Consider the following 23,138-nt stretch of genomic DNA (forward strand, 5'->3'; position numbering starts at 1 on the left):
TTATGAAATTATATTGCTTGTATTTTGTGCTCCTAATCACAGGTTTGTGTTATGGACAGAATCCATTGAGTGAAAAGTTTGGTAAAGTTTCTAAGAAAGAAATTAACATGACTGTCTACGAAAAGGACACTACTGCTCATGCTGTTATTTTAGAAGAATATGGAGATGTTTCGTTTCAATTAATTAAAGATCGAATTCTATTAGTAAAACAATACTATGGAAAGATTAAAATTTTGGGGAAACAAGGTGTAGATGAAGCAAATATTCAAATTCCTTATTATAAAAATAAAAAATCCAAAGAGAAGATAAAAAACATCAAAGCAGTTACACACAATGCTACTGGAAAAGATGTACTTACAGATGATCAAATTTTCTCAATAGATCATAATGAACGATGGTCTGAAAAACGATTCACGTTTCCAAATGTAAAAGTTGGAAGCGTTTTAGAGTATCAATATACATTAGAAACTCCTTTTGTATACAATTTTGAAGGTTGGGATTTTCAAAGTAATATTCCAAAAATGTATAGTGAGTTTAGTGCAAAAATTCCAGGGAACTATCGCTATAACAGAGTACTAAAAGGTTTTCAAAAATTAGTCATTAACAAATCGGACGTTAAAAAAAGATGTTTTTATGTCCCAGGACTTGTAGACAGAGCTGATTGTGAAGTCTTTAAATATGCTATGAGAGACGTTCCTGCATTTAAGGAAGAAGCATATATGCTTTCTAAAAACAATTACTTGTCAAGAATTGACTTTGAAATGTCTGAATACTATCGTTTTGACGGTGGAAAAGATGTGTATACAAAAACATGGAAAGCCGTTGATAAAGAAATGCGAAATGACAAAGATGTTGGCGCACAAGTAAAACGTAAAAAGTTCTTTAAGAATCAATTGTCAGACGAAATTTTAGATGAGAAATCAACGATAAAACGCGCACAAAAAGTATACGATTTCATTAAAGAGCATTATGCATGGAATGGTAAAGATGGACTTTTTGGTGATGCAAATGTGCGACAAGCATTTCAAAATAAAACTGGAAACACGGCAGAAATCAATTTATCATTGGTCAATAGTTTGCTAGCCGCGAATATACCAACAGAAACCATAATGCTTTCCACACGATCAAGAGGTTTGCCAACACAAATTCATCCTGTGATGTCTGAGTTTAATTACCTTGTTGCAAAAGTTACTATTGGACAAGAAGTATTTCTATTGGATGCAACTGACAAATTGCTTTCGTTTGGTTTAACCAAAGTACGTGCTTTAAATTATATTGGTAGAGCTATGGACTTTAAAAAACCTAGTTATTGGCACCATATAAATCCGTATGCTGAAAGTCGTCAAAATACTTTAATTAATATTTCTGTAGATGAAGAAGGAAATGCTAAAGGTAAAATATCGCAAATAAATTCTGGCTATTTGGCATATCAAAAACGAAAAGAACTATCTGATACAGATGAAGATAGTTATCTTGATGATGTTGAGAAACAAATTCCTTTTGCTGAAGTTGAAAAATATACTATAGAAGATCGTGATAATACTAGAAAACCTACGAAAGAGTTTTTCTTATTAGAGTTTAATGATGCATTTACTAGTGGAAACACTTTTTTAGATCCGTTCTTTTTCAAACTATTTCCATCGAATCCTTTTCGTTTAAAAGAACGTAAATATCCTGTAGATTTTGCGTATTCGCGAATGTACACGAAGCGTTTTTTAATGTCAATTCCCGATTCATATGAATATGTAAATATTCCTGAAGATAAAACCTTCAAACTCGCAGGAACAAAAGCCATTTGTGGAGTTAAAACGATTGTAAAAGATGGACAATTGAACATGACTTTTAAATTAGTCATCAATAATTTTCATTTCACCGCAGAAGAATATCAAGAACTAAAAACCTTTTTCGATAACTTAGCTACCTTAGAAAGTAACACACGATTGACCATAAAGAAGAAGAATCCGTAAATAAATAGTAAATTAGCAACTATGGCAAAAAACTGGAAAGCTAAACTTCACGAAATTATATACGAAGCCGATACGCCTGCAGGAAAACTGTTTGACGTAGTTTTACTAATACTTATTTTAGCTAGTATTTTATTGGTAATGCTAGAAAGCGTTAACGAGTTTGCTGCCGAACATGGAGAATTTCTCAATATTGCCGAATGGGTAATTACGATATTATTTACACTTGAATACTTTGCAAGAATCATTTCCATAAAAAAACCAAGACAGTATATTTTTAGTTTTTATGGTATTATTGATTTTCTTTCTACAATCCCGAAATACTTATCCTTATTCTTAGTTGGTTCACACTCACTAGTAGCGCTTCGAGCTTTACGATTGATGCGTGTTTTTCGTATTTTAAAGTTAGCACGATTTGTTGGAGAATCAAACAATATTATGCGCGCTTTAAAAGCCAGTAGAGCAAAAATTGCTGTGTTTATCATGTTTATTTTGATTTTATGTACCATTTTAGGTTCAGTTATGTACTTAGTAGAAAGTGGTCAAGATAGTGGCTTTACAAGTATTCCAAGAAGTATTTATTGGGCAATTGTAACCTTAACAACTGTTGGTTATGGTGATATTGCACCACTTACCGCTTTAGGTCAATCTATTGCTTCTATTATCATGATTTTAGGTTATGGAATTATTGCCGTTCCCACAGGAATTGTCACTGCTGAGTTTGCAACTATGGACAAAGATGAAGTTCATTTAAATACACAATCATGTCCAAACTGTTCTGCAGAAGGTCATAGAGATGGTGCTGAATTTTGTTTTGAGTGTGGTGAAAAATTGAATCCAGAAGAAAACGATTAATCTACACATGTCTAACTACCTTATTTCTATCGTTGGTCCTACAGCTATTGGGAAAACTGCATTGAGCATTCAACTTGCACAGCATTTTAATACAGAAATTATTTCATGTGATTCGCGTCAGTTTTTTAAAGAAATGGCTATCGGTACTGCTGTTCCTTCTGAAGAAGAACAACAAGCTGCGAAACATCATTTCATTCAACATATTAGCATTTTTGATAGTTATAATGTCGGTCAGTTTGAAAAAGATGCCATTGCCAAGCTTGACGAATTATTTCAAAAACACAATGTTGTCATTATGGTTGGTGGAAGTGGTTTGTATGTAGATGCTGTTTTGAAAGGTTTAGATGAGTTTCCAAAAGTTGATCCGCAAATCAGAGAACATTTAAACCAAAAATTAGAAACTCAAGGAATTGAATCACTTCAACAACAATTACACGAGCTTGATCCTATATATTATAAAAAAGTCGCGCTAGGCAATCCACATCGATTAATTCGTGCTTTAGAGATTTGCATTGGAAGCGGAAAACCATATTCTAGCTTTTTAAAAGCGGAACATACAACGCGAAATTTTACTTCGATTAAAATCGGGCTCACCGCAGAAAGAGAAATCATATATGATCGTATTAACAGACGCGTTGATATAATGATAAATGAAGGTTTGCTGGAAGAAGCAAAATCTTTGTATGAACATAAAACTTTGAATGCTTTGCAAACTGTAGGTTATAGAGAACTTTTTCAATATTTTGATGGAGATTTCACGCTAGATTTTGCTGTTAGCGAGATTAAAAAAAATACACGTCGATTTGCCAAACGACAAGGAACTTGGTTTCGTAGAGATGAAAATACTGTTTGGTTTGACTATCAAGAAGAAGTTTCAAACATCATAGAAAAAGTTGATGAGCAAATACAATAGTTTTTTGAATACTGAATACTGAATACTGAAAAATTATGAAAACGGAAATAAACACATTAGTCGAAAGTCTACAACTTTTACCGCATCCTGAAGGTGGATTTTACAAAGAAGTATACAGAAGTTCATCTGTAATTCCTAAAGATGCATTGCCTGATGATTTTTCAGGAGATCGTAGTTATTGTACTAGTATTTATTTTTTGTTAACGTCTGAGAATTTTTCTGCTTTTCATAGAATCAAGCAAGATGAAATCTGGCATTTTTATGGCGGAAGTTCTTTATCTGTTCATGTTATTGATGAACAAGGAAATTATACAGAACACAAAGTTGGAATGGATTTTAGCAATGGAGAAGCGCCTCAGTTGGTAGTTCCTGCAGGTTGTTGGTTCGCGTCAAGCGTATCTGAAAAAGATTCCTATGCTTTTGTAGGTTGCACCGTTGCACCAGGATTTGATTTTGATGATTTTGAATTGGCTACACGTTTAGAGTTGGCAAAAATATATCCAGCTCATAAAGACATTATCTATAGACTTACTAGGCAATAATTGAAAAAGTCGACATTCGGGAAGTCGACTATTTTTTCAATTGTTTAGGGAAACAAATGTATTTCTATTCTGCTTTATTTTTAATTACTAATCTAAATCCTTCTCCGTGGATATTTAGAATTTCTACGTCTTCGTCTCTTTTTAGATACTTACGCAGTTTCGCAATATACACATCCATTGATCTTGATGTGAAATAGTTATCATCTCTCCAAATTTTCGTTAATGCAAGTTCTCTTGGCATTAAGTCATTTTCATGTAAAGCTAACAAACGTAAAAGCTCGTTTTCTTTAGGAGACAATTTATTTGGCTCATCCTGATCAAATGTTAAGAATCTCAGTTTAGAGTTTAAATTAAATCTTCCGATTACAAATTCGAATTGTTTACTGTCTGCGACAGAGTCAGATGTTTTACGTTGCATTATTGCTTTGATTTTCATCAATAATACTTCCGAATCAAAAGGTTTATTTAAGTAGTCGTCTGCTCCTACTTTATATCCTTTCATTACATCTTCTTTTAATGCTTTCGCAGTTAAGAAAATGATTGGAACTTCTGTATTTTTCTCACGAATTTCTTTCGCAAGAGTAAAACCATCTTTGTATGGCATCATAACGTCAAGTATGCAAAGGTCGTAATTGTCTTTTTTGAATTTTTCAAATCCTTCCATTCCGTTTTTTGCATGAACAACGTCATAATCGTTCATTGATAGATAATCTTTTAATACAGTTCCAAAATTCGGATCATCTTCTACTAATAAAATTTTTTTGTTTTGAATCTCCATGGTGTGTTACGATATTAATGGTAATTTAATAATGAAGGTACTTCCTTTGCCTTTTTCACTTTCAACGGATACTTGACCTTGATGGTCATCTATGATTCGTTTTACGTAAGCGAGGCCTAGTCCATGCCCTTTTACATTATGAATATCACCGGTATGTTCTCTATAAAATTTTTCAAATATTCTTTTTTGTACTGATTTGGACATTCCCTGTCCTTGGTCTTTCACCTTTATTACTATAAATTCTTTCACCTTTTCGGTGTGTATGTCAATTTTTGGTTCTCCTTCGGTATATTTAATTGCATTGTCTAATACATTTACTAATACATTGGTAAAATGTGTATCATTTGCCATGACCATAGAGTCTTGTGCTCCTGAATGCAATTTCATATAACCATTTCTATCTTCTACAATCAACTCTATGTGAGACATTGCATCTTCAATTAGGTCGTGAACATCTATTTCTTCCTTACTTATATCTAATTGATTTTTCTCTAGTTTAGATATTCGTAATACATTTTCTACCTGTGCATGCATTCGTTTATTTTCTTCACGAATCATTCGTAAGTAGCGTTTCACTTTGTCTTTATCATCAATTATTTTCGGATTCTGAACAGCATCTAGCGCAAGGTTAATTGTTGCTATTGGTGTTTTGAATTCGTGCGTCATGTTATTGATGAAATCAGTTTTTATTTCTGAAATCTGCTTTTGCTTAATTAATTGGTATAATGCACTCGAATATGCAATGATTATAATTAAGGTAAAAACAATAGACATTATTGCCATTCCCATGATAGACGAAAGAACGTATTTGTTCTTTTTTGGAAAACTTACAAATAGTGTGAAACCACTTTCTCCTTTATTATCCTCAAACAGAGGAACTTCATACATTCCGCCATCGCTGATTTTAAATTTGTTTGATTTAATTTTCGTTGCTAATCCATCATCATATACACCAAATTCATAATCTAAATCAAGGCCAAGTTTATCCGAGTTATCTTTTATCAAAAAGTCTAAGACTTCATTAGAAATACGCTTGTGAATTGGAATTTGCTTCGTAAATTCTATTATATCGTCTTTATACTGCGCCATTTTCCTAGAAATGTTGTCCACCTGTCGCATCCTTTCTACAAAAGATATACTACTGACATCGGCATCATCTAACAAGTCTTCTTTATAAATGGTACGTGTTGTATAACGTTTATAGTTTTTTATACTCGTACTATCATCTTCGCTATTATTATCAATGAACGTGGGGAATATATTATAATCTTCTTCTATGATTCCTCTTGTGTAAATACTAGTCTCGTTATTCTTATTATTTCTACTTGTAATACTTAATATATTGACTATCTGCGAATTTTCAGGTTCTTCAATACTATCAAATAATTTTTGAAATTTTGAATAATATTTAAAATTTTCGGACTGACTTACACTTTCAGAAACATTATTTATAATTTGATTTGCATTTAAGGAAAAAGATTCCTGCTTTTCTTTCACAGCAGAGGCAATCCAATATCCTTGGACAAATATAATCCCAATGAGCGATAAACTCATCAAAATGACTAGAACAACAAATAATCGTTTACTCATTTGATCAAAATTAACGCTTAATCTCGGTTATTTTAACTTTTTAACCAAACCTTAACAAATATGTTAATTTTGTCAGATTTATGAGCAAATCAGCGATATTTCTTGGTGTATTTTAGCTACTTGCGCTTTGGCATTTTCGAGATCTTCATTATGGATGACATAATCTGAGAGCGCAATTTTTTTCTCATCAGTCCATTGATTGTTCATTCTACTTTGTACAGCCTCGCGTGTCGTTGTATCTCTTAGTAAGATACGACGAAAACGTTCTTCAATCGGCGCAACAACCGTAATTATTTTATCACATTGTGTATATGAATCGTTTTCAAATAGAATAGCGACTTCTTTTATAATATATTTTTCATTGCTACGTTCATGATACCAGTCTTTAAAATGCTGTCCAACGCGTGGATGTACTATCGAATTTATTTTCTGTAATTCTTCTGGTTGATTGAATACAATGTTAGATAAATAACTTCTGTTGAGCTCACCATTTATATAGGTTTCTTCTCCAAATGTTTCTGTAAGTTCTTTTTTTATAACTTCAGAAGTATTCATCAATTTTTTCGCTTCAATGTCTGCGATGTAGATAGAAACACCAAGTTTATAAAACATTTTAGCTATAGTGGTTTTACCACTTCCGATTCCTCCGGTGAGTCCTACTATCATTTTTTGATGATGAAATTTATTTTTTTAGTATCGATTCGATATGTTTTTACTGATTTTGGCAGTTTTCCTAATTTAGGAATAAAAAAGGAAGTTCCCGTATTCTGAATGTCTTTATAATCACACAGAATTGAAAAGTCATTTTCTGTAATTTCATTAAAGTCAGAAATATTTGCAGTAAAAGTTATGGTAACTTCTTTTGGAAATAGCTTGATAGAGTATCCTTTTGGTAAATTGGAAACACGCAATGGAATGCTTAGTTTTCCTTCCGTAAACTTGTCCACTTTTGCTAGTACTTTCACAGTTGGCGCACTATAACTTACCCGTTTTAGAGAATTGTTTTTTAATAGATTTAGTTCGAGTTCTATATTTTTATTTATGTCCTCAAGTTGCCTAATTTCCGTGTATACTACTTTTAGTGAGTCTACAACATCCTCAGGTCCAGATATTTTAATTGTTTTTGGCTCAATACGTAATGAATCGTACAAGTTATAACCATTTTCAAATGCTAGTTCCAATTGATGAATAACAGGGACTTCTTTCGTTTTATTTTTTCCAAGTTTTAAAAATAAGGTGTCAGGTGATACTTTTAGAATTTCTGTATCTTGATATATATGTTTATTGATGGCATTATCAGATAATACATAAAATGTTTCTGCTGTTTTTAACTTATTTACTTTTTTTAGATCAACTTCAATAGTGCTTTTGAAGAATTTTTGTCGCAGCATTCGAAAACCTGTCGTTTTTACTTGTGCTTCTATGATGGTTTCTTGACTTCCCAATAGAATTTTATCGTTTGAAAGATTTGTATACTCAACATTCATGGTAATCGTATCCGTATACGTATTTGATAATTTGACCAAAGTCCACAAAATAAAAGAAATCACAAAAAAAATCAGGAAGACATTGATTTTCTTTCCTTTTAGTATTTCTGTAAATAAACTTTGAATTCCTTTAATCATAGATTATTTTTTAAAAAATAGTTTAGGAAACCGTTTCTCTGGATCACGTTTAAAGATTTTTATAGCAATCGTTGATTTTAAAAAGCCCAAACCATATCCATAAAATTGTATGCAAACTGCTAACATTGCCAATATAGCAATTTTTACACTTTTAGTACTTCTTAAAGCATCTAGTAATATTGCTACAAAATATACGGCATATGCATATGAAAACCAATGAAATTTAAAGAATATACTTGCTAATATTGAAATTATAAATCCGAGACAGAATAGTGTAGGAAACCAATAGGTAAGTTTTGCCGTTTTTGGATGCCACAGATTTAAAATTGGACGTACCATACCAAATTTGCGCACTTGAATATGAAATTTCTCCCATGAAATTCTACGTTTATGATATACATATGCTTCTGGAAGTAATGTTGTTTCATAACCTTCTTTCCAAATTCGGATTGTCAAATCAGGATCTTCTCCTGGATGAATTTGACCAAACCCTTGTGTTTTTTCAAAAACTTCTTTAGAGATTCCCATATTAAAACTTCTCGGCTGAAATTTGTTTACAGCTTTCTTTCCTCCTCTGATTCCTCCTGTCGTTAAAAAAGCAGTCATTGCATAACTAATTGCTTTTTGTATTGTAGTAAACGAGCTATGTGCAGCATCTGGTCCACCAAAACAATCTACATATTGCTTCTCTAATGCTTTTGAAACTTCCGTTAAGTATTGTGGTGGTAAAATACAATCAGAATCAAATATTAAGAAATAATTTCCTTTTGCGCGTTCCATTCCGTAATTTCTAGAATCGCCTGGTCCTGAGTTTTGTTTAAAAAAATAACTGATAGTAAGTTTCTCAGCATATTTTTCAATAATTGCTTTTGCAGGAATTGTAGATCCATCTTCAACAATAACGACTTCAAAATTTTCTTGAAATGTTTGTTTAGAAATACTTTCCAATAATTCTTCTACTTCATCAGGTCTATTGTATACAGGAACAATAATGGAGAATTTTATTTGCATGCAGCAAATATAGGCAAACAAAAAAAGCTGTTCAATGAAGAACAGCTTTTAATGATAAATATATTTTTATAAAATTACTTCACGAATTTCACAACTGAAGTTCTTCCATTTTCTAATGTTACTCTTGCAAAATAAACTCCATTCTTAGCTGAACCTAAATAAGCAGCTCCTGAAGGGTCATTTGGTTTAGTTGTAGTAATAATTTGCCCAACTAAGTTATATACTTCAATTGAACTAATATCACTTTGTGCTATTACATTAAAGCTATTTTTCACAGTATCTACATAGTGTAAGAAACCTCTAGTTTCAAAAGATTCTACAGATAATGGTCCACATGTAATATTTCCAGCCCATCCATCTCTTTGAACTGATCCGTCAGATGTAAATACAAATGTTAAACATCCTGTAGCATCAGAAGAAGTAATCATCATACCATCTAAATCTCCTGTTCCAACTGCAGGTGTATCATCTTCATCCCAACACCATATTGTTCCACCACCTGGAGGATCAATTGTTGTTGCAGTAGCGTCAGCACCGTCATGAATTGTTAACCCATCATAACAAGCAGCAGCTCCATTATTTTCTGTTGAGAAGAAAGTAAATTCTACTGTTACTGCATCTCCTGCATTATCAGGACATATTGTGTATGTAATATTTTCTCCAGATGAATACGGACCTGACTGTCCTCCTGAATCTAAGAATGTATCATTAGTACATGATGGTGGCACAGCTACATAAGGTGTAGCAAATGCAAATGGTCCTGCCCATGCAGATACACCATCTACTCCACAATCTGCTTGTACATAGAATTCATAGTTATTATCTCCTACTAAACCAGTAACAGCATATGAATTTGCAACTCCAGTTGCAGTTGCAGTTCCTGTCGCAGTTCCTCCAGCCGTTAAATCTACTAATTCAACATTCCATAAAATAGAGGCTCCATTTTCTGTCCAACCTAAGTCAGCAGTTGTTTCCATTATGTTTGTAGCAGTCAACGCACTTGGTGCTGGACAAGTTTCTAATGTTGAGAAATTAAGTGGTCCAGCCCATCCAGAGAATGTTCCACCACCACAATCTGCTCTTACATAAAAAGCATAATCATTGTTTTGTGTAAGTCCCATTGCTGTGTAAGGGTTTGTAACTCCCGAAGTTGTTGGCGTTCCTGTAGGCATCCCTGCTGCAGTAATATCAACAATTTCTATATCCCATGCAGTAGATGTTCCATTTTCTGTCCAACCTAAGTCAGCAGTAGTGTCTGTTATCATTGTTGCTCCTAAACCATTAGGAGTAGGACATGCAGGTAATTCTGCAAAAGAAACATTATCGATAGAGATATCTCCTTCAAATGTTCCTGCACTTGTTCCTCTAAATGTAATAGATATAGTTTGACCAGCATATGCAGCTAAATCTACAACAGCCAATTCCCATGGAGTTGTAGCTGATGCTTGTTGTTGACCAGATATTGTAAATACATTTGTAGTACCATTAACTAATACATCTAATGTTCCTATTTGTGCTCCGAACATGTGATAGTTAAATGTTAATGAAGGAGCTGTTAATGCTGTTAAATCTACTAATGGAGATATTAAATCAGTGGTATCACCATTTGCACCAGCTGATGCTTCTGTATAAAAGTAGTTTCCTGTTGTAATTGTAGGGTCAGGTCCTGTTCCTCCTGATCCTGCATCCGTTCCAGGTGCAGATTCCCAATAATAGTTTCCACCAGTTCCTGCCCAACAGTTTTCAGCAGAGAAAGCTGTACCAGCTGTAGTGAACGTTTCAAAATTTTCGGTGTAAGGTGCTGCAATTGCAGGACAAGCTGTTGTAAATGCAAATGGTCCAACCCAAACAGAGTTTCCATTAGCAGCACAGTTTGCTCTTACATAATATTCATAATTATTACTATCAGTTAAACCGCTAGCGCTATATGGATTTGGGATACTTGAAGCAGTAGGAGTTCCTGTAGCAGTTCCTCCAGCTGTAATATCAACAATCTCAACATCCCAGCGTGCTTCTGATCCACCAGCTGTCCATCCTAAATCTGCTGATGTTGTCATTATATTTGTTGCAGTTAATGCAGATGGTGCTGGACATGCCACTAAAGTAGTGAATGAAAACGGTCCTACCCATGCAGAAGTTCCATCTACTCCACAATCTGCTTGCACATAGAATTCATAATCATTTGAAGGTGTTAACCCACTCGCATCATATGGATTTGTAACTCCAGTAGCTGTAGGAGTTCCTGTAGCAGTTCCTCCACCTGTTATATCTACTAGTTCAATATTCCATAAAGTAGCTGTTCCACTTTCTGTCCATCCCAAATCAGCAGAAAAACCATCGATATTTGTCGCTGTTAATGCGTTTGGTGCTGAACAAGATGGCAATTCATCAAATGCAATATTATCAATTGCAATATCTCCTTCAAATGTACCAGCACTTGTAGCTCGTAACGTAACTGATATAGTTTGACCTGCATACGCAGCTAAATCTACAACTGCAAGTTCCCAAGGAGCTGTATCACTAGTTTGTTGCTCTCCAGATAATGTCCATACATTTGCAGTTCCATTAACTAATACATCTAATGTTCCTATTTGTCCACCAAACATGTGGTAGTTAAACGTTAGTGCAGGAGCTGTTAATGCTGTTAAATCTACTAATGGAGATATTAAATCAGTTGTATCACCATTTGCTCCAGCTGATGCTTCTGTATAAAAGTAGTTTCCTGTAGTAATTGATGGAGCTGGTCCTGTTCCGCCAGATCCTACATCTGTTCCAGGTGAAGATTCCCAAAAGTAATTCCCACCAGTTCCAGTCCAACAGTTTTCATAAACAAACGCAGTTCCTGCTGTTGTAAATGTTTCAAAATTTTCGCTGTATGGTGCTGCAATTGGAGCGCAAGCTGTTCTAAATGTGAAAGGTCCAATCCATGCTGAAGTTCCATCAACACCACAATTAGCTCTTACATAGTAATCATATTCTGTATTTTGCATAAGACCAGTTGCCGCGTATGGGTTTGAAACAGCAGTTGCAGTTGCAGTTCCCGTTGGCGGTGTTCCTGTTGTTACTATTTCAACATCCCAAGCAGTTGCACTTCCACTTTCTAACCAAGATAAATCTGCTGTTGTATCTGTAATATTAGCTACAGCTAAAGTAGATGGGTCTGGGCATGATGGTGGTGTTGCAGAGGTAATTGTTGGAGAATCAAAACAAAATCCCCACTCAAAACCTGCTCCTCCTACTAAATCATCAAAGTAAATTCTATATCTAAAACCTGATAATTGCGTCGCAGTAAATCCAACAATGTTAAGAACATCTGTCGTATATGCTTCTGTAGTTCCAGTACAAAAGTTATCAGTTGGAGCTCCTGCAGTATCAGCATCAACTGGAACACCAATTATATTCCATGTACTTGCATCTGCATCCCAATATTCATATTGTAAAATATCATCATTATTATAATTGTAAACAAAATTCCCTGAAATTGTAATCCATGTTTCTCCTGCTCCATGAGCAGCTGTTAAGTCAATTACTGGTGATTCAGCAGCAATATCATCATCACTTCCGTTTCCAGCATCATCATCATCAAAAGCAAAATTAGCATCAACAGTCGGGTTTGCTTCAAAAGCTGACGGATCCGCATTATACGTTCCCGTAACTGTCCAAGCTGCATTTGGCCACATTGCGTTTTGATTTAATGTTTGAGAGATACCAATATAGGTACCTAACAAGCAGATTATCATAAAAATTTTAAATGTAATTTTTTTCATACTAAAAGATTATTAGTTAGTTAGTACGTTAAATATAAGAATTATTTATAAAAGATTATTTTTTTAATAGTTTTAATTGTGTTTGTAATACTATCGTCTCATTTTTAATAATTATACAGCCACTTTTCTTATTAAATATATAGAAGGAAGTTGATATAACTTGTATGTCAAAAATGTTATATTCAGAAACAATTATTGAAAAATTTTGTGCGCTATATCGTAATTATAGAAACAAAAAAAAGCTGTTCTCAAAAGAACAGCTTTTAATAATATATATTTTTTTTATAAAATTACTTCACGAATTTAACAACTGAAGTTCTTCCATTTTCTAATGTTACTCTTGCAAAGAAAACACCATTTTTAACTGAACCTAAGTTAGCTTCTCCAGAAGCAGCATTTGGTTTAGCAGTCGTAATGATTTGTCCAACTAAATTATATACTTCAATAGATTGGATATTACTTTGTGCATTTACATTAAAGCTATTGTTTACAGTATCTACATAGTGTAAAAATCCTCTAACTTCTGCAGACTCTACAGATAATGGGTTACATGTAATGTTTCCTTGCCATCCTGGTCTTGTAACAGATCCATCAGATGTAAATACAAAAGTTAAACATCCTGACGCATCAGAAGATTCAATCATCATACCTTGTAAATCTCCTGTTCCATCTGCTGGTGTATCATTTCTATCCCAACACCAGATTGTTCCACCTCCTGGAGGATCAATTGTTGTTGCTGTAGCATCTGCTCCATCATGAACTGTTAATCCATCATAACATGCAGTAGCTCCGTTATTTTCTGTGCTGAAGAAAGTGAATTCTACTGTTACAGCATCTCCAGCATTATCTGGACAAATTGTATAAGTAATGTTTTCACCACTTGAGTAATCACCTGACATTCCTCCTGAATCTAAGAAAGTTCCTCCAGAACATGTTGGTGGTACTGCTACATACGGTGTAGCGAATGCAAATGGTCCTGCCCATGCAGATGTTCCATCTACTCCACAATCAGCTTGTACGTAGAACTCATAGTTGTTATCTCCAACTAAACCTGTTGCCATATATGGATTCATAACTCCAGATGCTGTTGCAGTCCCTGTAGCCGTTCCTCCTGCTGTAAGATCAACTAATTCAATATTCCAAATAGTTGCTGCTCCGTTTTCTGTCCAACCTAAGTCAGCAGTTGTTTCCATTATATTTGTTGCAGTCAACGCAGTTGGCGTTGGACATGTTTCTAATGTAGAGAAGTTAAATGGTCCAGCCCATGCTGAGAAAGTTCCTCCTCCACAATCTGCTCTTACATAAAAAGCATAATCATTGTTTTGAGTAAGTCCCATTGCTGAATAAGGGTTTGTAACTCCTGATGCAGTAGGTGTTCCTGTTGCCATTCCTGAAGCAGTAATATCAACGATTTCAACATCCCATGCCGTAGCAGTTCCGTTTTCTGTCCATCCTAAATCAGCTGTTGTATCTGTGATCATTGTAGCTGTTAATGCATTAGGTAGTGGGCATGCTGGTAATTCTGTAAATGATACGTTATCAATTGCGATATCTCCTTCAAATGTTCCTGCGCTAGTTGCTCTAAATGTAATTGTAATTGATTGCCCTGCATATGCAGCTAAATCTACAACAGCTAATTCCCAAGCAGTTGTAGCAGATGCTTGCTGTTGTCCACTTAATGTCCAAACATTTGTTGTTCCGTTTACAATAACATCTAATGTTCCTATTTGTCCACCAAACATGTGATAGTTAAACGTTAATGCTGGTGCAGTAAGTGCTGTTAAATCTACTAATGGAGATAATAAATCAGTTGTGTCTCCATTTGCTCCATTTGAAGCTTCTGTATAAAAATAGTTTCCAGTTGTGATTGTTGGATCTGGTCCTGTTCCTCCTGATCCAGTATCAGTTCCTGGAGCAGATTCCCAAAAGTATGTTCCACCTGTACCTGTCCAACAATTTTCTAATGTAAATGCAGCATCAGCAGTAGCAAACATTTCAAAGTCTTCCGTATACGGTGCAGCAATTGCAGCACAAGCTGTTCTGAATGTAAAAGGTCCAACCCAGTTAGAAGTTCCACCTGGTCCACAATCAGCTCTTACATAAAAATCATATTCTGTATCAGCTGTAAGTCCAGTTGCTCCATAAGGATTTGCAACTCCTGTAGCAGTAGGTGTTCCTGTTGCTGGTGTTCCTGTAGTTAAAACTTCTACATCCCATAACGTAGCAGTTCCGTTTTCTGTCCAACCTAAATCGGCAGTTGTGTCAGTAATCGTTGTTGCTGTTAACACAGAAGGATCAACACAAGATGGTGGTGCAGCTGAAGTAATAGTTGGTGAAGTTAAACACCATCCCCATTGCCAACCTCCTTGGTCATTGTAAGAAATACGATATTGAAATCCTGATAATTGTGTAGCTGTAAAACCAGAAATGTCAAGAACCGCAGTTGTATATGCTGCAGTATTTGCACATGTTCTGAAATCGTTTACCGTAGAGTTTCCTGCAAATGTTTCTAATGCTGACCAAGTCATTGCATCAGCATCATATGTTTCAATTGCTAAAACATCTCCTCCAAGAGCTCTATACGTATAGTCTCCAGCTACTGTAACCCATGTTTCTCCGGCTCCACTCGCTGCAGTAAGATCGATTACTGGCGAGGTAGCTTGGATATCATCACCCGAACCGTTACCGGCGACATCATCATCCCATGTAAGTGTAGTACCTGCTCCTGTTGGATCAGATAGTAATCCTCCAGCAGTATACGTACCAGAAAGTGTCCAACCTGCATTAGGCCAACTTGCAGCTTGATTTAATGTTTGAGAGACACCTACATAGGTACCTAACAAGCACATTACCATAAAAATTTTAAATGTAATTTTTTTCATAAATAAGTTTGATTTTTGTTAGTTAGTTGAATATCAGAGAAAAATACGATCTTTTTTTTGATTGGAAGGCACTAATATCGATGAAGAACATTGATTTATCGATAAAGTGTAAAATACTTGCTAATTTTCATTTTTATTTTTAGATTACTTTAACATTATATTTTTGTTAAAAACACCTTTTGAGGTCCTAATTTTTAGGAGGTAATATCCAGAGGATAAGTCTTCTATTTTTATGTATTTATTTTGGTCTACAATACCTTCTTTAATCATACTACCTTTTATATCAAATATTTGATATTTGAAGTCTTCTTGAATTTCTGTATGAACCCATATATTTCCTGAAGTTGGATTAGGATATATTGTAAGATGCGTTTTTTCTTCAAACTCATCAATACTTAATGGACTACTTCCTTCTATTATATGTAAGGTTTGGTTTGGCATTATGTTGTATAGTATATCTTGTGCGCCTCCTAACCAGGTTATTTTCACATATTCAATAGCTGTATCACCTCCTATTCCAAAAAATTCTGAACCTGAGTTTTGTGCTATATACCCTTCTCCACAAACAGTATATCTATATTGAGGTGTTCCGCCTGATTTTATTTCTATGGTAGCACCAATACCTTGTTTATTACTTGTTGTTCCTTCTAGATTTACTTTTAGCCAATTGTTTGTACTTACTGTTTCATTCTTCCATAGGAATATATTTTCATTCCCAGAGTTACTTACTATTATTTCAGGAAAACCATCATTGTCTGTATCTCCAATTGCATTTGAATAACTTTCACTTGTATCAGTTACAAAACCAACACTATTTCCTTGCGTAAATAAGTCATTACCATTATTTGTATAGAATGCTGCTGAAGCTAAACCTGGAACTCCTCCATCAAGTGAACCGCTTACATATAAATCTAAGTTACCATCGTTTTCCGCATCTAAGAATACAGATCCCCATGCTACACTATTAAATATTGTTCCTGTACTAGAAGCTATATTAGTAAACGTCCCATCTCCATTGTTTTTTAGAAAGTAGTTTCCTTGAATTCCATTTGTTACATATATATCAAACCAAGTATCACTATTATAGTCTGCAATTGTAACTGACATTGCATCAATTGCTATATTGGTTCCAGATTCTTCACTTACATCTGTAAATGTTCCATCTCCATTATTTCTGTATAGAATATTAGTTGTATTTACTTTATCGTTGGCCATGTAGATATCTTGCCAACCATCATTATTGTAATCAAAAAAAGCAGAACAGAATGATAAATGATTACCTGTACTTATTCCGGCTGTGTCACTAACATTTGAGAATGTTCCATCTCCATTATTTTTGTAGAGATAATTCTGAGAGATTACATTTACTCCTCTATTACAGATAAATACATCCAGATTTCCATCATTATTATAATCACCCCAAGAAGCGCCATAGTTATCTATTGCAGTTGATGGTAAACCACTAGCAACCGTTATATCCACAAGTGAAGTGATATCATTTCTGTATAAACGACTTCCACCTAAATCACTAGCAACATATAAATCATTATCACCATCGTTGTCAATATCAACCCAAACTACCTGCTTTTGTTGCGAAGTGTTGTTAGGATTGAGTGTAGTTTCAAGCGAAAATGTTCCGTCTCCATTATTTTTATAGATTTTTAACGGATCACCACTCTGTGTCGCAATGGTAACATCATCCCAACCATCATTATTAAAATCATAGAAAGATATTCCACCACCTAAGAAGATAGTACCGCACATGTCACCAACTCCAAGCGCAGTAGCTTGATCTTGAAAGTATGTCTGTGCATATATTTTAGTTGAAAATGTACATACTATTGTAATGAAGAAGAAACGTACTAGTTTATTCATAGTCGGTTATTAGTTTCTTAAAAAATTGAGTTCGAGATGACTAATCTATAAAAACATATGATATTTTACAAGTAATGATGTAATCTATATATATGATTATCAATTGTTCGTATACATTTTTCACACCTATACTTACATTATTCAGATTCAAAATATTCTTCAAAGTCTTATGAATAAAGAGAAAAAGTTTACCCTTTTACATTTAACACATCAAAATTTCTTTGTTCTATTTCAAAAAAAATGCCTCTAAATTTTAGAGGCATTTTTATAATATGTTATGTATTGTATGCTTATTCTTCTGTAAATCTTTCAATTACTTCCTGACTTACTCCTGTATTAGAGAATCCTCCATCATTGTAAAGGTTTTGCATTGTAACTCTTCTTGTTAAGTCCGAAAATAATGTTACTGTATAGTTTGCACAATCTAATGCTGTAGCATTTCCTAGTGGAGACATTTTTTCTGCATACGAAATAAATCCGTCAAATCCTTTTACACCTTGTCCAGCGGTTGTTGGCGTTGGTGATTGAGAAATGGTATTGACACGTACATTTTTCTCTTTTCCGAAGAAATATCCAAAACTACGTGCAATTGATTCTAAGTATGACTTATTATCTGCCATATCGTTATAATCTGGAAATGTACGTTGTGCGGCCATGTAAGTTAGTGCCACAATACTTCCCCATTCGCTCATTGCGTCGGCTTTGTATAATGTTTGCATTACTTTATGAAAAGAAACCGCAGAAATACCCCAACCTTTTGTCGTCCAATCATAATTCATATCTGTGTAATGTCTTCCTTTTCTAACATTTACAGACATTCCGATAGAATGCAATACGAAGTCAATTTTTCCACCAAGGATTTCCACAGATTTGTCAACTAAGTTTTGAAGGTCTTCTATACTTGTAGCATCCGCAGGAATAACTTCAGAACCTGTTTGTTCAGCCAAGTTTTTTATTGTCCCCATACGCAGTGCTATTGGCGCATTTGTTAATACAAATGTTCCGCCTTCTTCATGAACACGTACAGCTGTTTTCCATGCGATAGAGTTTTCGTCTAAAGCACCAAATATGATTCCTCTTTTTCCTTTTAATAAATTATATGACATGCTAGTTGTTTTTAGTCGTTTGGTAGGTCAAAGATATGGTAAAAGATTTAATTGTACGATGTGAATGTATTGAATATTCTGTTTTACGATTTCAACAATTCTTTTGCATTGGCTAAAGCAGAATCTAATATTTTTGCTCCGCTCAACATTTGTGCAATTTCCCGAACACGTTCGTCCTCTTGAAGCTTTTTTAAATGTGTTGTGGTCACTTCGTTTACATCTTTTTTATACACTTTGAAATGCTGCTTTCCTTTTGCTGCAATTTGTGGCAAGTGTGTAATGGAAAATACTTGCATACTTTTCCCCATATTTTGCATAATCTTCGCCATCTTATTCGCAACTTCTCCCGAAACTCCTGTATCAATTTCGTCAAACATAATTGTTGGCAGTTGCATATATTTTGAAAGAATTGCTTTGATACACAACATCACACGTGATAATTCTCCACCAGAAGCTGCTTTTTTGAGTTCATTAAAGTTTCCTCCTTTATTTGCTGCAAATAGAAATTGTAAATCGTCCATTCCGTTTGCATACAACTGATCTGTTTGCGATATTTTAATATTGAATCGTGCATTTGGCATTCCTAATGTTGCTAACATTGACTCCAATTGTTCTGTTAGTGTTGGAATTCCTGCAACACGTTTTTTATGAATAGAAGTTGCAATCGTTTTTAACTGTGCTTGTAATGCTTGTAATTCTTGTTCTTTAGCCGCAATGATATCATCGATATTTTCAGATACCTGTGCTTTTTCTGCTAATGAGTTTTGTATACTTTGTAATTCTTCTACAGTTAATACGTTATGCTTTTTTTGCAGATCGAATATTTTTTGAAGCTTCGCCCCTATTTGTTCTAGCAATTCAGGATCGAACTCAGCATTTGCTTGTAAATTGATGACTTCATTATATACATCATCTAATTCAATGTATACACTTTTAATACGTTCAGCTAGATTGAAAAATTCTGGAGCAATATTCGCAAGTTTCCCAGAAGTTGTTTGCAATTCAGAAATTAAGTTTAAAACACCAACTTGTTCATCAGATAGTAATTGTTCAGAAGCACTCAAATTTGTTTTAATATCTTCTGCACTATTCAAACGCTCGTATTGTGACTCTAAATCTGACATGATTAAACCTTCAAGTTTTGCTTCTTCTAATTCTTTTAGCAAAAACATATTATAATCATGTTCCTTTTCTAAATCTGCTTGCTCTTGACGTATTTTTTGAAGTTCTTTTTGTGCTTTTTGATAATCGCTCAATAGTGTTTGATACGAAATAACTTCATCCGAAACATTTGCCAATGTATCAATGACTTGAAACTGAAATTGATTGTCTGTTAGTTGCAATGTTTGATGTTGCGAATGTATATCTATCAATTGATCACCAAGCGCATTCAATACTCCTAAACGAACGGGAACATCATTGATAAACGCTCTTGATTTTCCTGAAGGTAATATTTCGCGTCTTACAATCGTATCATGATCATAATCAAGATCGTTTGTTTCAAAAAAGTTTTTGAGTTTGTATTTTTTAATCGAAAATTCGGCTTCAATCACACACTTTCGAGTGGTATCTTTTAAAGAAGATAAATCTGCACGCTTTCCTAATATTAAAGCCAGACCGCCAAGCAGAATAGATTTTCCTGCACCAGTTTCTCCTGTAATAATAGTCAATCCTTTATCAAATTCGACTTGTAAAGAATCAATTAACGCAAAGTTTTTTATAGATAATTGTGTGAGCAATGCAACAGTGTTTTATTGAATTACAAAAGTAGACTATTGCATTAAATTTTCGTAAGAATCAGAATTTAATTTTTTCCCACTTCGTTGCATGAAATGGCGCTACTCTATTTAGGGTTTCTACCAGCTTAACAACATTTACTTTTGGTCCGCCAGAATAGATACTTTGAATTTCATCTGCTTTTGCATCAAAAAACGTTTGCAATAAGAAAGAATTTGGACGTCTATTATTTAATGCTTTAAAAAGTTCTAAACTACTTGCTACAGTTGTCTTTGCAGCACGTGTATCATCTGCCATTAAATCCATTCCTGCTCTGTGATAGTTATACATTACAGTTCTGTATTCTTTGTGCGTATTGTTTAATAAGTTGTCTAATAACAACCAACGAGTACGATTTCCATCAGCTTCTTTCCACCCAACAAATGGACTTGGTTGTGCTAAGTTTACTATTTGTTGTGCTTGCGCATAATATTCAGATCCACCACGAAGTTTAAACGTATCTGAATCAATACCTAAAATTACATATACATAATACGAAATTACAGCAACTAAGTTCGTTGTAAATGCATTTGGATTGTATACAATTGGTTGAAATTCTTGATAGATAAATCTAAATTGTCTGTCATTGAAATTGAATACTGGTGATTCAAATGATGAGTTATAGATTGGACGTGATGATTGTACTTGAATCGTAGCTACAAATTCATCCGAATTGTATTGCGAAACATTAATTACCATACTACAGTTGATACGTTCAGAAGCTGCAAACTTCTTGTTTGTCCACTGAGTTTTGTTTACAAAATCGGTTAGCGAACGCTCTAATGTTTTAAAAATTTGCTGATTTGTCTGATTGACTTGTTGTGCATCAATCGAGATTTGACAATTCAATTCTTGCGCAGTTGTTGAAAAACATACTGCACCAAATACTAAGATACTTAAAACAAGATTACGCATTGATTCGCTTTAAAATTTCACTAAATATATCGTTGGCTACTTCAGCTTTCGATTTTAATCCGAAAGCTAAGGTATTCATTTTTTTGTCAATTATCGTTACTTTATTTGTTGGTTTGCCAAATCCTGCACCTTTGTCATTTAATGAATTTAAGACAATCATGTCTAATTTCTTCTTGGTGAGTTTCCCTTTTGCATTTTCTAATTCATTGTTCGTTTCTAATGCAAAACCAACTAAAAACTGATCTTTTTTTATGACTCCTAACGAAGCTAATATATCTTTTGTTTTGATCAATTCTATAGTTAACGATGAATCCTTCTTTTTTATTTTCTGAGAAGCAACATCTTTTGGCTTATAATCCGCAACAGCTGCTGCTAAAATAGCAATATCTGCCGTTGGGAAATCGTTGTGAGCCGCATTATACATATCTTCCGCACTTGTTACATCAATAACATTTACAGAAGAGTGTTTGATACTTTGATTGTTTGGCCCTGCAATTAAAATTACCTCAGCACCTAAGTTTGCAGCAGTTAATGCCAATGCAAAACCCATTTTCCCTGACGAATGATTTCCAATAAAACGCACAGGATCTATTGCTTCATAGGTTGGACCAGCCGTAATCATCACTTTTTTTCCTTTCAGCGGAAGCTTTCCTAAAATATCATTTTCAATAAATGAAATAATGTCCTCAGGTTCTGCCATTCTACCTTCACCAACTAAACCACTTGCCAATTCGCCGCTTGTTGCAGGAATCATTATGTTTCCAAAACTGGTTAGTTTTTCAAAAGAGTTTTTGGTAGAATCGTGTTTGTACATATCTAAATCCATTGCTGGTGCAAAATATACAGGACATTTTGCAGATAAATATGTAGCTAATAATAAGTTGTCGCTGTTTCCTGTTGCCATTTTGGACATGGTATTTGCTGTTGCTGGAGCAATTAGCATAAAATCTGCCCATAAACCAAGTTCTACATGGTTTGTCCATACATCATTTTCGTCAGTTTCGTTAGTAAACGACGAGTGCACAGGATTTTTAGAAAGTGTAGATAATGTTAACGGAGTAATAAATTCTTTAGCAGCAGGCGTCATAATCACTTTGATTTCAGCGCCTGCTTTTATGAATAACCGTACTAATGAAGCTGTCTTATAAGCGGCAATTCCAGCAGTTATGCCTAATAATACTTTTTTGCCCCTTAATATTGACATATACTATGCTTCTTCTTTAGTGTTACGGTAGTATATTTTTTCTTCTAACCACTCTTGTACTGCGATTGCATGTGGCTTTGGAAGTTTTTCGTAGAATTTAGATACTTCAATTTGCTCTTTGTTTTCGAAGATTTCTTCTAAACTATCATTGTGTGTAGCAAACTCGTCTAACTTCTCGATAAGTTCTTTTTTAATTTCTGAATTGATTTGTATTGCTCTTTTTGCAACTACAGAAATTGCTTCATAAATGTTATCCGTTGGCGCATCAAATTGATTTCTTTCAATTGTTGTTGTGCTAATTGGAGCGTCTAAGTTTTTAATATCAACCATAATTC

At 34.2% G+C, this 23,138-nt stretch carries 17 protein-coding genes; 4 read left to right on the forward strand and 13 right to left on the reverse strand.

The window, feature by feature from the left end:
- The first annotated feature begins 2 nt into the window (after positions 1-2).
- From ACUUYC_RS21050 to ACUUYC_RS21065, 4 genes are read left to right on the forward strand one after another with little or no spacing between them, the layout of a single operon-like run.
- Positions 3-1,967, forward strand: coding sequence for a DUF3857 domain-containing protein (locus tag ACUUYC_RS21050; RefSeq protein ID WP_474269099.1), 1,965 nt, complete (start codon positions 3-5; stop codon positions 1,965-1,967).
- 21 nt (positions 1,968-1,988) lie between these two features.
- Positions 1,989-2,819, forward strand: a complete 831-nt coding sequence (locus ACUUYC_RS21055) for an ion transporter (RefSeq protein ID WP_474269100.1) — start codon at positions 1,989-1,991, stop codon at positions 2,817-2,819.
- A 7-nt stretch (positions 2,820-2,826) separates the two neighbouring features.
- Positions 2,827-3,732 carry a tRNA (adenosine(37)-N6)-dimethylallyltransferase MiaA gene (miaA, locus tag ACUUYC_RS21060; RefSeq protein WP_474269102.1) on the forward strand — a complete coding sequence of 302 codons (906 nt, stop codon included), beginning with the start codon at positions 2,827-2,829 and terminating at the stop codon, positions 3,730-3,732.
- Between the two features lie 35 nt (positions 3,733-3,767).
- Entirely contained in the window at positions 3,768-4,274 is a 507-nt protein-coding gene (locus ACUUYC_RS21065; protein WP_474269105.1) for a cupin domain-containing protein, read from the forward strand.
- A gap of 64 nt (positions 4,275-4,338) precedes the next feature.
- Here the strand turns inward: ACUUYC_RS21065 and ACUUYC_RS21070 are convergent, their stop codons facing one another.
- The 13 genes from ACUUYC_RS21070 to ACUUYC_RS21130 all read right to left on the reverse strand — a co-directional run bounded on the left by ACUUYC_RS21070 (position 4,339) and on the right by ACUUYC_RS21130 (position 23,133).
- On the reverse strand, positions 4,339-5,052 hold the full coding sequence (locus ACUUYC_RS21070) for a response regulator transcription factor (protein WP_474269107.1): 714 nt from the start codon (positions 5,050-5,052) through the stop codon (positions 4,339-4,341).
- 6 nt (positions 5,053-5,058) lie between these two features.
- Positions 5,059-6,642 (reverse strand): sensor histidine kinase, encoded by a 1,584-nt coding sequence (locus ACUUYC_RS21075; protein WP_474269109.1) that lies wholly within the window; start codon positions 6,640-6,642, stop codon positions 5,059-5,061.
- A 78-nt stretch (positions 6,643-6,720) separates the two neighbouring features.
- Complete coding sequence (gene coaE / locus ACUUYC_RS21080) at positions 6,721-7,308, reverse strand: dephospho-CoA kinase (protein WP_474269111.1); 588 nt, start codon at positions 7,306-7,308, stop codon at positions 6,721-6,723.
- The gene (locus ACUUYC_RS21085) at positions 7,305-8,267 is read right to left on the reverse strand and encodes a CdaR family protein (RefSeq protein ID WP_474269113.1); all 963 of its coding nucleotides are present in this window, start codon (positions 8,265-8,267) and stop codon (positions 7,305-7,307) included. Before ACUUYC_RS21085 ends, coaE begins: the two co-directional genes overlap by 4 nt.
- A gap of 3 nt (positions 8,268-8,270) precedes the next feature.
- Positions 8,271-9,278, reverse strand: coding sequence for a glycosyltransferase family 2 protein (locus ACUUYC_RS21090; RefSeq protein ID WP_474269115.1), 1,008 nt, complete (start codon positions 9,276-9,278; stop codon positions 8,271-8,273).
- A 74-nt stretch (positions 9,279-9,352) separates the two neighbouring features.
- On the reverse strand, positions 9,353-13,045 hold the full coding sequence (locus ACUUYC_RS21095) for a T9SS type A sorting domain-containing protein (protein ID WP_474269116.1): 3,693 nt from the start codon (positions 13,043-13,045) through the stop codon (positions 9,353-9,355).
- A 290-nt stretch (positions 13,046-13,335) separates the two neighbouring features.
- Positions 13,336-15,927 (reverse strand): T9SS type A sorting domain-containing protein, encoded by a 2,592-nt coding sequence (locus ACUUYC_RS21100; RefSeq protein ID WP_474269118.1) that lies wholly within the window; start codon positions 15,925-15,927, stop codon positions 13,336-13,338.
- A gap of 144 nt (positions 15,928-16,071) precedes the next feature.
- Positions 16,072-17,802: an FG-GAP-like repeat-containing protein gene (locus ACUUYC_RS21105; protein WP_474269120.1), complete on the reverse strand. Its 1,731-nt coding sequence runs from the start codon at positions 17,800-17,802 to the stop codon at positions 16,072-16,074.
- 290 nt (positions 17,803-18,092) lie between these two features.
- Positions 18,093-18,908 carry an enoyl-ACP reductase FabI gene (locus ACUUYC_RS21110; protein ID WP_474269122.1) on the reverse strand — a complete coding sequence of 272 codons (816 nt, stop codon included), beginning with the start codon at positions 18,906-18,908 and terminating at the stop codon, positions 18,093-18,095.
- 83 nt (positions 18,909-18,991) lie between these two features.
- Positions 18,992-20,647, reverse strand: coding sequence for a DNA repair protein RecN (gene recN / locus ACUUYC_RS21115; protein WP_474269124.1), 1,656 nt, complete (start codon positions 20,645-20,647; stop codon positions 18,992-18,994).
- Positions 20,648-20,705: 58 nt separating this feature from the next.
- Positions 20,706-21,599 (reverse strand): type IX secretion system protein PorD, encoded by an 894-nt coding sequence (gene porD / locus ACUUYC_RS21120; RefSeq protein WP_474269126.1) that lies wholly within the window; start codon positions 21,597-21,599, stop codon positions 20,706-20,708.
- Complete coding sequence (gene coaBC / locus ACUUYC_RS21125) at positions 21,592-22,803, reverse strand: bifunctional phosphopantothenoylcysteine decarboxylase/phosphopantothenate--cysteine ligase CoaBC (RefSeq protein ID WP_474269128.1); 1,212 nt, start codon at positions 22,801-22,803, stop codon at positions 21,592-21,594. The genes porD and coaBC overlap by 8 nt, the downstream gene beginning before the upstream one ends.
- A gap of 3 nt (positions 22,804-22,806) precedes the next feature.
- Entirely contained in the window at positions 22,807-23,133 is a 327-nt protein-coding gene (locus ACUUYC_RS21130; protein WP_474269130.1) for a DNA-directed RNA polymerase subunit omega, read from the reverse strand.
- Positions 23,134-23,138 lie beyond the last annotated feature (5 nt).

The sequence above is a fragment of the Kordia sp. E genome (assembly GCF_056033805.1).